Origin of the sequence: Shewanella sp. HL-SH4 (genome assembly GCF_051164845.1) — a bacterium.
GTDB classification, from domain to species: Bacteria; Pseudomonadota; Gammaproteobacteria; order Enterobacterales; family Shewanellaceae; genus Shewanella; species Shewanella glacialimarina.
On record NZ_CP195037.1, the window covers coordinates 250,610 to 265,542 of the forward strand.

General features: G+C 39.3%; 11 protein-coding genes. 1 reads left to right on the forward strand and 10 read right to left on the reverse strand.

Annotated features, from left to right (window positions below):
• Positions 1–185: 185 nt before the first annotated feature.
• The 10 genes from ACRWQL_RS02055 to ACRWQL_RS02100 all read right to left on the reverse strand — a co-directional run bounded on the left by ACRWQL_RS02055 (position 186) and on the right by ACRWQL_RS02100 (position 14,088).
• Positions 186–2,495 (reverse strand): efflux RND transporter permease subunit, encoded by a 2,310-nt coding sequence (locus ACRWQL_RS02055; RefSeq protein ID WP_434952082.1) that lies wholly within the window; start codon positions 2,493–2,495, stop codon positions 186–188.
• 40 nt (positions 2,496–2,535) lie between these two features.
• A complete protein-coding gene (locus ACRWQL_RS02060; RefSeq protein ID WP_434952084.1) occupies positions 2,536–3,543 on the reverse strand; it encodes a YCF48-related protein in 1,008 nt (335 codons plus the stop codon).
• Between the two features lie 102 nt (positions 3,544–3,645).
• Positions 3,646–5,010, reverse strand: coding sequence for a DUF1329 domain-containing protein (locus tag ACRWQL_RS02065; protein ID WP_434925999.1), 1,365 nt, complete (start codon positions 5,008–5,010; stop codon positions 3,646–3,648).
• A 13-nt stretch (positions 5,011–5,023) separates the two neighbouring features.
• Positions 5,024–7,060, reverse strand: a complete 2,037-nt coding sequence (locus ACRWQL_RS02070; RefSeq protein WP_434952086.1) for a DUF1302 domain-containing protein — start codon at positions 7,058–7,060, stop codon at positions 5,024–5,026.
• 311 nt (positions 7,061–7,371) lie between these two features.
• Complete coding sequence (locus ACRWQL_RS02075; RefSeq protein WP_434952088.1) at positions 7,372–7,590, reverse strand: DUF2835 family protein; 219 nt, start codon at positions 7,588–7,590, stop codon at positions 7,372–7,374.
• Between the two features lie 73 nt (positions 7,591–7,663).
• Entirely contained in the window at positions 7,664–10,222 is a 2,559-nt protein-coding gene (gene pepN, locus ACRWQL_RS02080; protein ID WP_434952089.1) for an aminopeptidase N, read from the reverse strand.
• A gap of 73 nt (positions 10,223–10,295) precedes the next feature.
• Positions 10,296–12,347: a carboxy terminal-processing peptidase gene (gene prc / locus ACRWQL_RS02085; RefSeq protein ID WP_434952091.1), complete on the reverse strand. Its 2,052-nt coding sequence runs from the start codon at positions 12,345–12,347 to the stop codon at positions 10,296–10,298.
• 22 nt (positions 12,348–12,369) lie between these two features.
• Positions 12,370–12,993, reverse strand: a complete 624-nt coding sequence (gene proQ / locus ACRWQL_RS02090; protein ID WP_434952093.1) for an RNA chaperone ProQ — start codon at positions 12,991–12,993, stop codon at positions 12,370–12,372.
• Between the two features lie 276 nt (positions 12,994–13,269).
• Positions 13,270–13,728 carry a GAF domain-containing protein gene (locus ACRWQL_RS02095; protein WP_434925994.1) on the reverse strand — a complete coding sequence of 153 codons (459 nt, stop codon included), beginning with the start codon at positions 13,726–13,728 and terminating at the stop codon, positions 13,270–13,272.
• A 75-nt stretch (positions 13,729–13,803) separates the two neighbouring features.
• Positions 13,804–14,088: a YebG family protein gene (locus tag ACRWQL_RS02100; RefSeq protein WP_434937551.1), complete on the reverse strand. Its 285-nt coding sequence runs from the start codon at positions 14,086–14,088 to the stop codon at positions 13,804–13,806.
• Between the two features lie 183 nt (positions 14,089–14,271).
• On the opposite strand from ACRWQL_RS02100, the gene ACRWQL_RS02105 reads away from it, so the two are divergent.
• The gene (locus ACRWQL_RS02105) at positions 14,272–14,898 is read left to right on the forward strand and encodes a paraquat-inducible protein A (protein WP_434929837.1); all 627 of its coding nucleotides are present in this window, start codon (positions 14,272–14,274) and stop codon (positions 14,896–14,898) included.
• Positions 14,899–14,933: the final 35 nt, after the last annotated feature.

Genomic DNA, 14,933 nt, shown 5'->3' on the forward strand with positions numbered 1-14,933 from the left:
AGATCTGATGCAGAGCTTAGTACTAAATTGCTGCTATATCGAGGAAAATTTTAGTGGTACATCCTCTCGATATACAGTTTCGTAAGTCTTTTGTTGTTTAATATGCAATTAAACTCGATGTTTTAGATTAACTATGCAAAAAAAAATGGAGGGCTAAGCCCTCCATTTAATTCAAGTTATTGTTTTTATTTCTTTTTAGGCCAAAATAGCGCTGAGAGTGCTGGCAGAATAATAATTGCACCTAACATATTTACTAAAAACATAAAGGTTAACAAAATACCCATGTCCATCTGGAATTTAAGTGCAGAAAAGAACCAAGTGCTTACACCTATGGCTAGAGTTAAGCCAGTAAAGATAACCGCACTGCCACGCTCAACCAATGCTTCAAAATAAGCCTGTTGTACTGGCATGCCATTGCTAAGTTTATTTGACATAGTGGAAAGAATATAAATTCCGTAGTCCACCCCAATACCGACACCTAACGCGATTACCGGTAGAGTACTTACGGCAAGGCCAATATCCAGTAATGTCATCAAGGCTTGTGCAAGGGTTGACACCACATAAAGTGGAATAATCACAGCAATCGTCGCTTTAAGTGACTTAAAGCTAATTAAACACAGGAAGAACACCGCACCATAAACATAAATCATCATAGGGAGCTGTGCTTCGCTAACGGCTTCATTAGTCGCGGCCATAACGCCAACTGGGCCAGAAGCTAATTTAAACTGCAATTTATCGCTATTAAGCTCAGCTGCAACCTGTTTAACTTTATCAACAACGACTTCAATCGTTTCTGCTTTGTGATCTTTTAAGAAAAGATAAACCGGCATCACAGAGCAATCACCATTTAGTAGCCCCGATGTTGTAGGCACTTGCCCAACCGCTTGCACTAAGCTCGCAGTGGTGCGAGGCAATATCTGCCATTTAGGGTTACCTTCGTTGAAACCTGAGTTAACCGCTTTAGCAATCGATGCCAAACTCGCTGTAGACTCAACGCCAGGAGTGTTAGCAACCATCCATTCAAATTGATCAATTTGATTAAGCAATGAATGATAAGTACAGGCTTCTGGTGCAGCTTCAACAATAATGGTCATTACATCGGTAGTAATAGAAAAGTGATCTGTAATGAAAAAGGTATCAAGGTTATAGCGCGAATCTTGATGCAGCGCTGGAGCGCCACCTTTTAAGTCACCAATTTTCATTTGAGTCGCTTGCATATAGCCAACACCATAAAGCACAGCAGTAAAACTTAACACGACAACCGCATATTTTGGTGTTGCAAACTTAGACAAACTACGCCAAAGGTTTTCGACTTTAGCCTTGTGCTCTGGGTTTTCCTGGGCATTAGACAAGTTGGTATAGGAAATAACCAAAGGCAACAAAATTAAGTTTGTTAAGATAATCACTGCCACACCTAAAGAGGCAGAAATAGCTAACTCACGAATGATACCAATATCGATGGCTAATAATGTTAAAAAACCTACCGTATCAGACAATAATGCGATACCACCTGGCACTAATAGGCTTCTAAATGCTGATGCGGCGGCGGCTTTTGTTGCTTGTCCATCCAGTACTCTGCGACGCACGGCGTTAATCATTTGAACACCATGACTAACACCAATAGCAAACACTAAAAAAGGCACCAGGATCGACATAGGGTCTAAACCAAACCCCACAACAGTAAGCAACCCTAACTGCCAAATAACGGCCATTAAACTACATAGCAATGGCAACACAGTTAACGTGATTGATTTAGAAAACAGATAAACCATAACAGCAGTAATTGCGATAGCAATTAAGAAAAACAGCAAAACCCCTTTGGCACCATCGGCCACATCACCAGCCATTTTGGCAAAGCCGATAATGTGAATTTTAATCTTTTCGTTTTCAAACTGACCGCGCAGTTGCGTTTCTAACTGCTGTGCAAAGGCGATAGTATCAAGCGGTTTACCTGTATCAGGGTCAAAATCCATTAATTGAGCTGAAACAATTGCTGCTGAATAATCATTTGCAATTAAACGACCAACAATGCCCGCTTTTTCAATATTGTCGCGGACAGTATTAAGGCCGTACTCATCGGTTTGAAAGTCAGCCGGAATAACTGGACCGCCCGCAAAACCATCTTCAACCACTTCAGTAAAGCGTGTTGAAGGAGAATAAAGTGATTTAACTTGTGAACGCTCGACACCGTTGATAAAAAACAGCTCATCGTGCACCTTTTTAAGTGCATCAAAAAATTCGGGGTTAAATATATTACCGCTGGTATCTTCTACCGCAACCATAATCCCATTCGCACCACCAAAATCTTTTTGGTGTTTGGTATAGGTTTGCATATAGGTATGCTGAAGCGGAATATTCTTACTAAAAGCCGCATCCATTTTAAGCTGGCTAGCTTGGTACCCTAAAAATATCGTAATAAAAATAAATGAAATAATAACCCACATCCGATTACGGAATAAGTGAGTTTCAAAACTATTGACCAGTTTTTCTAACATCTTGTCGGCCCTATTATTGTTGTTTTTGTCTTAGTAAATGTTATTTAGGCAGCTGAAACAGCCCTTTTGAACCCGCAAACCAAATATCGCCTTGCTTGCTTTTCGCTACTGATACAATGTTTTCACCTTGACGACGCGTAACAATTGCAGCTTTACCTTCGTCAACTTTTAAAATAATACCTGCATTTCCTACGAGGTATAAATCCCCGTCATTAACTAAAGCACCGTTAATCGATGATTCAACAGGCAATTCAATTTGTTGCCAAACGTCTAAATCAGATGAAGCTTGGAACACATGGCCACGCAAGCCCATTACATAAACATTATTATCGACAGTGATGGCATTAAACATTGACCCATCATAATCAAAATCAACACGTTCAAAAGAACGTCCCATGTCACTAGACACTGCAACTAAGCCTAATTCGCCAACCAACAACAACCGTTGATCATCTAAGTTAATGATTCGATTAAAATGAGGCAACAAAGCCGCTCTTTCAGACAAGTAAAGCTGCTGGTCTTGTTGTTTTAAATCATTCAAATAAGACACGTCTTCTTCAAACAATAATTCTTGATGGAACTCATCTTGCCAAGTTTTACCGCCATCTTCTGTACGATAAAATAAACCATATGCCCCAATAGCTATGCCATGTTGCTCAGAGAAAAAACGAACGTCTAGAAAAGGCTTTTCTAACTCGGTCGATTGCATCTGTAAAGACCAGGTCATGCCGCCATCATTAGTGTGAATAATAGTCGCATCGTGACCTACTGCCCAGCCTAATGTATCGTTCAGAAAAAAAGCTTTCGTCAATTGGGTGACAACAGGCGTAGAAACTTGCTGCCATTGCTTATCAAATACTAAGACATGACCACGTTGGCCAACAGCGACTAACTTATCGCCTGCATTGACAACATCCGTTATTAAAGATGTTTGAGCAAGTGGTTGAATTTGAACTGTTAAAGGATCAAGTTGAGCATTGACCGAAGCAGTATATAAACATGCACTTAATCCTATCGCGACAGCACTGCGAAGCATGCTAACCTTCATACAAACTTCCTTAAGTTTAGGGGCGCAAAGCGCCCCTTTTATATAAAAACTAATATTTAACATCTAGAATTTAACTAACTAATATTGAACAATCTTAGCAAATTAACGAATACCTGCACGACGAAGTGCATCAGGGGTAAAGTTAGACTCTGATAAGTTTGCATCAAAATTATACATACGACCTTCGTTGTCTAAACCCATTGCAAGATAACGACGAGATTGAAGGTCATGGAATATTTCTAAAGTACTCCACATTGTAGGCACTTCATAATAGTTAATAGTATGGGCCGTACCAACACGGTATAACTCGTCACGGTTATCATACATATCTGTTAATGAAACCTGCCAAGAATCTTCATCAATATAGAAAACACGGGTTTTATAAATATGACGCATACCTTCTTTCAAGGTCGCTTTTACTTCCCAAACACGGTGTTTTTCCCAACGCGCATATTCAGGATTAATATGACCAGGCTTTAAAATTTGGTCGTATTTAAGCTCATTTGAATGAAGCTTATAATCGTTATAAGGAATAAATATTTCCTTTTTACCGACTAGTTCCCAGTTATAGCGAACTGGTGAGCCGTTAAACATGTCGAAATCGTCCGTGGTTCTTAGACCATCAGACACTGTACCAGGCGTATCAAAAGCAACGTTAGGAGCCTTACGCACGCGACGTTGTCCTGTGTTATAAGTCCACGCCTGACGCGGTAATGCTTCTTGATCCATGGTTTCTTTTACAAGTAATGCCGTTCCAGCTAAACGTGCTGGCTGTGTTACCACTTGCTTGAAATAGAACAAAGTATTGGTTTCTTTTAACTTATCTAAAGTAATTTCTGGACGCGTATATTCAAAACGTATTTCTTCAGCATTTTCTACAAGCGTGTATGAACCACTTGAGGTTGGTGCTGCTTGACTACGGTAAGTTTCTACATCGACACCACGATAGCGTAATATATGGTTCCAAATGACCTCTAAACCATCCTTTGGTAACGGGAATGGAACACCTATCGTCGCACCAGAAATACCATTTCCTTGAGCAACTAATTCAGCTGAAGTGGCATTCACTTTAATCGCATCATAAACATACTGTGGAACAGATGCCGTACGACGAGTTTCATACACATTCATTTGATAGGTATCTGGATACAAATCAAATAGTTTATTCTGACCCGGCGTTAAAAAATCTTTGTACTGTGCTTTATTTGCATTGGTAACAGTAAATAAGATTTTATCATTTGGAAAAGGGTTTAAATGATGCATTCCTTTTTCATATCCAGCAACTGGCTTAGTAATTCCGCCATCCCATGCTGGAATAGAACCATCTGCATTACCCGCTTTTTCAGCACCCATCGGCGTTAAGCTTGCACCTAACTTAGCAGCATCAGCTTCTGATACTTTAGCTATGGCAACTGGAGCACCTAGTGCAAAAATAACTGCTGCCGATAATATCGTCAGTTTTTTCATTGTTATTATCCTTTTAAATCGAATACTTGACGTTAAACGAGATATAATCTCTATCTTCCATCGCGTTAGTTGTCCCTACACCACCGAAGAAACTGTTGTAAGAGAAATCTACGCCCCAACGATTCTGATATTCAAAATTTAACCCTAATGCAACGGACTTTTTACCTTCGGTGAATAAAAACATTGGATCAGGTGTAATCCCATCAACATCATGTGAGAAAATCATACGTGGTGCCATGTTAACACCGGCAAAAACGTTATTAAAATCGGCTTTAGCTACTAAACGATATCCCCAAGCAAAATCAGTTGGGAACGGATTAGTTTCTGGACCATTATGCAAGGCTTGAATAATACCTGGCATATCAGGATTACCACCAGAGCGACCTGTACCAGGGCCATTTAAACGTAGTTCATCAAAACCTGGCATATCGTGAACCCAAACACCACCGATTTCCGCTAACATAGTGAAGTTATCCATTCCTAATGTAGGACCAAATAAGTGTGTCAGTGTCATTTGTGCTTGAGTAGTATCTAGCTGAATAAAGCCATCAACGGTTGCACCCGGTGCGGCAACATCCATTTGAGAAACACCGTCTAGATCTGGGCGAAGACCTGCATTAGCCAATTGTTGAGGCATAGCAGCAAACAGTAATTCAACGTCATCAATCTGAAGTGGCTCATCAACACGGTGCGCAATTTCACCCGCGACCGAAGTATCACCCACTAAAGTATTAAAACTTAGACCATACAATTGGATATCTTCTGGATAAACAATCTGTGCTTTTGTAAAGGTTTCCATGCTGAGTAGCAATTCACGGTCAATATTACCTTGACTCGCAGCTAACTTAGCATAATCACCACCAATACCTGCAGCAGTAAAGTTAGACGCGGTACCACTAATAAGTGGACGGCGGCTATGGTAATTCATGTAATAGAAACCAAACTCTGTTTCCGCTAATTCTGGTGCATAATAACCAAGCTTTATACCATATTGACCATCATCACTTGGTGTCGCTTCATCTTGAATTAAAGCCGCTTTAGTTGAATAAGCTAACATTGACGAAGCCATTGCAGGATTAAAACCAGTAGCCGCTGCATTGGTATACAATTTCTTATATTCTGATATTAAAAAGTCTAAATTGATATCCGGGTTAGAGTTAAAACCTAACTGTGCATTTTGATTGTAGCCACCAAAACCGGCAAAATCATTAGTAGCAAAAATAGAACCTGGTGTAGGGACCCAAACTGGCTCCCACTGGTATTGATAAAACGCTTCAACGTTTAAGTTTTCAGTTAGCCCTAAAGAAGCCCAAACCATACCTTGTGGACGGAAAGCTTCTTTAAGCTCAGCACCTGGAGCATTTAAGATATTCAAATCAACAGGGTTAATTTCACCAATGCCATGGGCAATAAGAGTACTCTCACCCCAAGATACAACTTGGTTACCAACTCGAACTGTTAACGGGTTTTGGCCATCATTTAAATCCCAGTTCGCGTAAACAAAAGCATCTAATAAGCGCACATCTTTACATTGCACTTCTGATGCACGGTCATCGGCACATGGATCAAAACTATTACCCGTTAATGGATCATTAAAATCATAATCACCATCGTTTAGTTTACGGTCATAGAAATACATACCGCGGACAAACAAGCCATAATTTTCGTATTTGAGAGATAACTCGTGTAACCCCTTTACGATTTCAGAGGTAGTATCACCCTGAGAGTAAAGTAAATTACTTAAATCATTATTGCTTGAATAAGAGCCTGGTTCAGCCCAAATTTCAGCGGATGTGTATTTAGTGTTACTAAATGCAGAATAACCAGACCAATCAAATTGTGGTTGATTAACCTTACCAATTTGACCTTCCCAGTCACGTTCACCGACACGCCAGCTGGCGCCGACAGTCCAGGTGGAATCGAAGGTACCTTCTACATCGCCCCAGTCAAATGAGGCAGCAGAAGCATTTTGACTCATTCCAAAACACAAAGCCGACATTACCCCCAAAGTAATTGCCGACTTGTTAAATTTTTTCTTAACAATATTCATTTTAGCTTATCTCCGTAACCTGCTGGAATCGTTGTTATAGGAATTTAAACCAACATCTTGTTAGCCCACAGGCAACACCATTGTTACAGTATTTAACCTTGTTGAGCAAGGCCAAAATAAAGAAAATATATAATAAAATTAACGTGGTTAACGAGAATGCTACAACTAGAATGAGTGCTATATTTGAATTGAGTTTAGGGAAACGAAAATGAGTTGATGACAAATAATTAAATACATTTTATTTCAGTAGTTTATTCAAAATTAGTTTGATAGCTTAATATCAAAATCAATAAATCAAACGTTTGAAGTAATTACTCTAACTTGGTTAGTGACTTATATCTACCTTTGCTGTCTAACTCCAACTTAAATTGGCCCTTAATACCATTTAGCGTCAAAAAAGGTCTGAAATATTTAGCGTTAATTTGCAAGTGTCGACCTTTAACATCTGTTAAAGCAACAGAATCACTATAACCCTGATAGTATGAAGAAAACTTTATGTAGCTAATATAAATAGAAAAATAAAACTCCACAGGGCCTCCATATAATATTCAGAAATGAAATTAAAAAAAGGGAGAGTTAACCCCCTTCCGTTTTATCTAGTGTTTAACTGAGCGCTTTATTCACCTTCTCGTAAAGGTCTTTAGATAAGTTAGGCAGATTCTGCAGCGTCATTAATGACTGCTTCATCATTTGCTGCCTGCCGTCATCATACTTCGCAAATTGGATCAAAGGCGTAATCATTCTTGATGCTACCTGCGGATTAGTCTTATTTAGCTTAATCAAAATATCTGTTAAAAAAACATAACCTGCGCCATCTTTGCGGTGGAATTGATAAGTGTTACCAGAAGCAAAAGCACCGATTAATGATCTAATACGATTAGGATTACTAAAGCTGAAGCTATTGTGATGCGTTAACTGTTTAATAGCATCAATCACGTTATCGGTATTGGATAATGCCTGTAACATAAACCATTTATCCATCACTAATGGTGTTGTATGCCATGTAGATTCGAATTTTCCCAATAAATCAGCTAAACAATCAAACTGCCCAACAGTTGCAGCCTTTAGTGCAGCAAGACTGTCTGTCATATTAATTGAATGGTTAAATTGCTCAATTACTAATGGCTCATACTCTTGTGAAACACTCGCAAGCAATAATAAACTCACATTCTTAAATGCACGTTCTGCAGCGTTATCAATAACTGAGAGTTGTCTATATCTTGCTAGTAACTCATCTTGACAAGCTGATGCAATTTCTTCAACAACGAACTCTCTTGCCACTTGCAACGCATCTAAGTCAAGCTTATCAACCTGCTCGATCAGAGAGGATGCAGACGGTAGCTTCAATATTTCAGCAACCAAAGCATGATCGAGTGCGGGGTCTAAAATTACACCTCGAAATGCCTCAATAACGCCAGCGTCAACAGACATGACTTGCTTATCTGTTAACTGTGAAACATTGTCCCAAACCGATTGACTAAATAATTGAACTGAGGCTTCCCAGCGTGCCACCTCACTTGAAGCAAAGCGCATGATATGAACCAATTGTTCAACGTTAAATGCATACTGTAATTTCACAGGTGCTGAAAAGTCTTGCAAGAGAGAAGCAACTGGCTTCTCACTAAATCCTTCAAAGACAAATTGTTGAGAAGATTTTTTAACGTCCAGTACTTGATTGACAATTGAGCTACCGTCAAGATTAATTAACTCGATGCTAAAAGGAATATGTAGATTTTGACCTTTTATTCCCTGGCTTTCAACAGATTGTTTAATCGTTAAAGTGTATAAACCTGTTGTGTTATCAAATGTATCTTCAACCGCAACTACCGGGGTGCCTGCTTGGGTATACCAACGTCGGAACTGTTGTAAATCATTACCGCTGGCATCTTCCATTGCGTTGACAAAGTCATCACAAGTCACAGCTTGACCGTCATGACGGTCAAAATAACATTTCATTCCAGCTTGAAAACCTTGCTCGCCAAGAATGGTATGCATCATTCTAATTACTTCAGCACCTTTATTATAAACAGTCACTGTGTAGAAATTATTCATTTCTATCACAGATTCTGGTCGAATAGGATGAGACATAGGACCTGAGTCTTCAGCAAATTGCTGATTCTTCATAACCTTAATGGCCTGAATACGATTAACGGCACGTGAACCAATATCAGAGCTAAATTCTTGATCACGAAAAACAGTCAAGCCTTCTTTAAGGCTCAACTGAAACCAATCACGGCATGTCACACGGTTACCAGTCCAATTATGAAAATACTCATGGCCCACAACAGATTCTATGCCGTGATAATCCTCATCAGTAGCACTCGCTTTGTCGGCAAGCACATACTTTGTGTTGAATACATTGAGACCTTTATTTTCCATTGCGCCCATGTTGAAGAAATCAACAGCAACAATCATATAAATATCAAGGTCGTACTCTAATCCAAATCTGTCTTCATCCCACTTCATCGATTTTTTAAGTGATGCCATAGCGTGAGCAGATTTATGTAAATTACCTTTATCAACAAATACCTGTAACTTTACATCGCGGCCAGACTGAGTAATAAAGTGATCTTCAAGCATATCAAAATCACCTGCAACCAATGCAAACAAATAGCTTGGTTTTGGGAACGGGTCTTGCCAACGCACAAAGTGACGGCCAGAACGCGGCATTTCGCCAGTTTCAATTAGGTTGCCGTTACTTAATAAGTAAGGGAATTGGGCTTTATCGGCTTCGACTCGAACTGTGTAGGTAGCTAACACATCGGGGCGATCTAAGAAATAAGTGATACGTCTAAAGCCTTCCGCCTCACATTGTGTGCAATATGCGCCATCAGACATATATAAGCCTTCAAGGCTGCTGTTTGCTTCAGGATCTAACGCGGTAGTAATTTCTAATTCAAACTCTGTCTCATCTGTAACAACCACTAATTGACTTTCAGTTTGACGATATTCGCATGCTTTACCATTTAATTTCACCGAAACCAAGTTGAGCTGTTCACCGTCTAATATCAAATCTAATTGGTGTGAGTGAGAACGAGTTATCTTACTCAGTGCTATCACCTTAGTATTCTCACCGTCTAAAATCACATTCAGATCAATATGACTAATAGTAAAAGTTGGTGCGGTATAATCTTTTAAATGCTTAACCTGAGCTTCAGACATTATATTTCCTTGCATAATTTATATTTTTATAACAAAAAACGCGCAAATGCGCGTTTTTAATATATTTTTTTAGCTAGAGACTTGGTGCTTTAGCTAACTTTTTTGCGTCTACCATATCCAGCATAATTAAGGCTGTTTCATCTAAGAATGGATCAGGGACTTTAGCATCTTTGTCATCTTCAATATCATCTAAAGACTTAACCACCTCTAGCCCATCGCTGACACGACGTTTGTTAGTTCTGTCTAAAGCACGTTTTTCATCGTCTTCACGAGATTTTATCCGTGTACTTTCCACTAAAGATATTGTTTTATCATTATGATGCTTTTTGAATTCTGCAATATCTTCATAGATGTAACCAAACTCTACGTCAGCACTTATACGCTGCTTATGCTTGGTATCAAGTTGAGTGACTAATTCAGGGAATATACTACCAAGTGTCCCGTATTGAGCTACAGGAACCTTGTCCCAAGGCAACGCATTTTTCTCTTCTGACTCACCATATTCACCAGCATCTAAGGCACTTGGGAACAAAATATCCGGAGTCACGCCCTTAAGTTGGGTACTGCCGCCATTAATACGATAAAACTTAGCTATGGTGTACTGAACATGGCCAATTGGCTTGTCATACATATCATAAATACGACCTAGGCTTTTATGTTGCTGAACCGTTCCCTTACCAAATGTTGATTCACCTACAATCAGTGCACGTTCGTAATCTTGTAAAGCTGCAGCAAAAATCTCTGATGCTGATGCACTGTAGCGGTCAACCATCACTGATAGTGGGCCGTCATAAGTACTTCTACCATCATTATCGCTATTTTGGTTTACGCGACCATTTGCATCACGAATTTGCACAACCGGTCCTGCATCGATAAACAAACCAGTGAGTAATGTCGCTTCAGTGAGGGCTCCACCGCCATTGCCACGCAAGTCAATAACCACGCCTTCGACTTCAGCTTCTTTCAACTTCGCCAATTCTTTAGCTACATCTTCAGATAGGTTCATATAAAAGCCAGGAATTTGAATAACGCCGACTTTACGATGAGCAAATTCACCTGTGGTAGGCTCAATCACTTTAGAATTGGCTGCACGATCTTCTAGACGAATTTTGTCTCGAATAATAGTAACATCAAAAGGTTTAGCATTGGCGCCACCTTTTTTAGGCAAAATCTGCAGCACAACTTCACTGCCTTTAGGGCCTTTAATCAGTTCAACAACATCATCTAAACGCCAACCGATAACATCAACAATATCTTTACCTTTTTGGCCAACACCAACGATTTTATCTTCCGGTGATAGCTTTTCACTTAATGCAGCTGGGCCACCTGCAACCAAACTTTTAATGACAGTGTAGTCATCGTCCATTTGTAAAACAGCTCCGATCCCCTCAAGGCTTAGGTTCATTTCCATTTGGAAGCGTTCAGCATTGCGTGGTGATAAATAACTGGTGTGCGGCTCAACAGTTCTAGCAAAGGCGTTCATCACAGTTTGGAATACATCTTCGCTATTAGTTTGACTTAGGCGTTTAATCGCATTGTCATATCGCTTGGTTAAAATCTCAACAATTTCATCCCATTTTTTGCCAGTTAACTTAAGATTTAACGCATCATATTTAACACGTTGACGCCATAACTCATTAAGCTCAGCATCATCTTTTGGCCATGCAGAATCCTTACGATCGAATTCATAAGCGTCATCTTCTTTTGCAAAATCGAATTCTGTTTGTAGAAGTGTCAATGCATAGGCAAAACGTTCATAACGACGAGTCTGTAGTAAATCAAACATTTTATATGCAGGTGATATATCACCTGCTTTTACCATGTCATCAAACTGACTTTTATATTGGTCAAAGTTATTAATATCTGCTTGAGTCAATACATTGCGGCGATAATCGAGTTGCTCTAAAAATCGTGCGTATATCTGCTCTGAAAAAGCATCATCAAGGTCGAAACGATGATAATGCGCACGAGTAAACAAATTTGTTACTCGTTTACTCGCAGCCTGATGTTGAGGCTCTTGGGCTAGTTTGGGTAACTCGCTGATTTGAACCGTTGGTGAAATTGCCCATGCAGAAAATCCGACGAATGCACAAGCAATTGACGCGGCCAATGTAAGTTTTCGCATCAACAAGTTACTCCTTTAATTTTTATAATAGTATGTGGGCTACACGTACTTTGATGCTCAAGCCAGAATCTAACTGAACATGGACATCTTCTTTCTTAATGTCGGTAATCGTTCCAGCAACTGGCGATGCACCTAACTTAACGTTTACACGTTGGTTGGTAGATAGGTCTTCCATTTTTGCAGGCACTAGATTAACAACAGGCGCAGCTACTTTAACTGGACGCTCTTTTTTAGCTTCTGGTCGAGCTTTAGGAGCCACTTTCTTAGCAGGCTTTTTAGCAGCAGGCTTAGGCGCTTGAGCTTGACGTTTAGCTTTGGCTTTGTCTTGGCTCTCTTTCAACGTGGCTTGAGCATGATCAATATGCTCTTGCTCTAAAGCGCCACATTCATTGCCGTCTAAATCAACACGCTGCACGCCAACTTTAACACCTTTAAGGTATCTCCAGCTGCTAGTGTAACGACGCAAAGCAACACGAAGTTGTGTTTTACTAACCCTAGAATCATCAGCTAACCGTTCAGCCAAATCTTGAAATAAACCAATTTTTAATGGCTTTGTGTCGCCATCTGCAATAAAGCATGCAGGAAAGGTTTCATATAAAAACGCTAAAATTGCGTTGGTGTCGGTCAACTTGTCTGTTGATTCCATTTTTACTTCCACGTTAAATAAGGGGACTAAATCGGCAGATATAAATAAGCCTGTAGTCGTTCATCTTTTGCTAAGATTTTCAGTTTACTGACACTTAGCCTACAAATTAGCATTTACAGCCGTTCTGCTAAAGCCTCTGAAACAAACTCTAACAAATTTTCAGCTATTTACACTAGCATCTATTTGGCTTTTCACAGATATGTGAATGCTCAAGCAGGCTATTATAAAGCTCACAGCAGCGATTGCGACAATCATTTACTATTTTTTGCCTGCAATTTAATCAAATAGGCAAGTTTCAAACTGTTTTACCAGTAATTCAATCCCATCTTGATCATCTTGGTCAAAACGATTGAGTGATGGGCTGTCTATATCAAGTACCGCAATGACCTTACCATTTTGGCGAACGGGTACAACGATTTCTGAATTACTGGCCGAGTCACAGGCAATATGTCCTTCAAACTGATGTACATCGGCTACTCTTTGGGTCTGATTTAGTGCAGCGGCGGTGCCGCAAACACCTTTACCCCAGGGTATTCGGGTACAAGCAACTTTACCTTGAAACGGACCAAGTACAAGTTGCTCATCTTTAGTGATATAAAAACCGGCCCAGTTTAAATCATCAAGATTGTCGTTTATTAATGCTGAAAAATTTGCCATTGCAGCAACAATATCGTCCTCACCTGCCATTAAGGCTTCCACTTGACGAGTTAACGTGCGATAAAACTCAACTTTCATTGTAATTCCTTGATCCCAAAATATTACTTTAACTAATTTAACCCATAGGTTAACAGTAGTTTTTATTATTTGAAATTAATCTTGTTTAACGGTCTTTTTCTTTGGCTTTGTTTCTGCTGGTGTAGCCGTTTTAACAACACCACGAAGTACATTAGATAATTCGTCTTTATTATTTGCTAAATAGAAAGCAAGTTGTTCGCAGGTAGCGTCATCTAAATTAGCATCAGAAGCAGCTAGAAATGGTACTAAATTATCGACTATATCGAGCATTTTGTCGTAGGCATCGGCTTCTTTCTTCGATGTGAAAGTCATTTTCTCAACCCCTTCTCTTACCACGACAAATTGAGTTATCACTGCCATGAACATATCTCCACTGTTTTTATATACAGTGCCAAGGTTGACATAGTTAAAGGGTAATACGCAATAGTCATCAACATAATAATTGACTTGTTTTATGATTTTGTTCGATATTGCTCATTAAATTTTTAAATGTCGTATAATATAAGCAGCTTAATGATAAGGAAAATTTAAATAATAAACATAATGCCAGAGCCTAAGCTATTTAAAGCAGTCATTCTTTGTCGCTCATGCGATTTAGTTATTCGAAAACGCGCATTGCCTTCTAATGTCAGGGCGCTGTGTCCGCGATGCGATACAGCTCTGTATGACACACCCTATTGCTCTATAAACGGCCTTTTAGCTTTATGTATCACCTCACTTATTTTATTTTTACCTGCTAATTTGTTACCTGTACTTGAAATTAACTTTTTAGGCAGTATTCGTACTACCACCGTTTTTGAATCTGCTGTAGCGGTATGGGGACAGGGATACTGGATTGTAGGTTTGGCCGTGATAGCCTCTGCAGTTGCCGCTCCTGCGTTGTTAGTCTTATCTATTCTATTTCAAGTATTAATTATAAAGTTTAATTTAACCTCTTCTTTTTGGCAGCAAACGTTCCGCGGCCTACTCAAAAATCATGGTTTACTTTCTCAATTAACAATGCTCGAAATTTATGTGATTAGTTTTTTAGTCTCGGCATTCCAGCTATCTGACTTTTCTGATGTTTATTTCGGCATGGGAACATTAAGCTTTTGTTTATTATTCTTATCAATTCTATTTTTACAGCGTGAATATAATCTTGAGCATATGTGGAGTTTTGTGAATGACTGATAATAACGAAGTCACTCATTCGACTTTGTCACAAG

Coding starts and splice junctions, on each gene's coding strand:
- ACRWQL_RS02055 (WP_434952082.1), bottom strand. CDS start 2,495: ATGTTAGAAAAACTGGTCAATAGTTTTGAAACTCACTTATTCCGTAAT.
- ACRWQL_RS02060 (WP_434952084.1), bottom strand. CDS start 3,543: ATGAAGGTTAGCATGCTTCGCAGTGCTGTCGCGATAGGATTAAGTGCA.
- ACRWQL_RS02065 (WP_434925999.1), bottom strand. CDS start 5,010: ATGAAAAAACTGACGATATTATCGGCAGCAGTTATTTTTGCACTAGGT.
- ACRWQL_RS02070 (WP_434952086.1), bottom strand. CDS start 7,060: ATGAATATTGTTAAGAAAAAATTTAACAAGTCGGCAATTACTTTGGGG.
- pepN (WP_434952089.1), bottom strand. CDS start 10,222: ATGTCTGAAGCTCAGGTTAAGCATTTAAAAGATTATACCGCACCAACT.
- prc (WP_434952091.1), bottom strand. CDS start 12,347: ATGCGAAAACTTACATTGGCCGCGTCAATTGCTTGTGCATTCGTCGGA.
- proQ (WP_434952093.1), bottom strand. CDS start 12,993: ATGGAATCAACAGACAAGTTGACCGACACCAACGCAATTTTAGCGTTT.
- ACRWQL_RS02095 (WP_434925994.1), bottom strand. CDS start 13,728: ATGAAAGTTGAGTTTTATCGCACGTTAACTCGTCAAGTGGAAGCCTTA.
- ACRWQL_RS02100 (WP_434937551.1), bottom strand. CDS start 14,088: ATGGCAGTGATAACTCAATTTGTCGTGGTAAGAGAAGGGGTTGAGAAA.
- ACRWQL_RS02105 (WP_434929837.1), top strand. CDS start 14,272: ATGCCAGAGCCTAAGCTATTTAAAGCAGTCATTCTTTGTCGCTCATGC.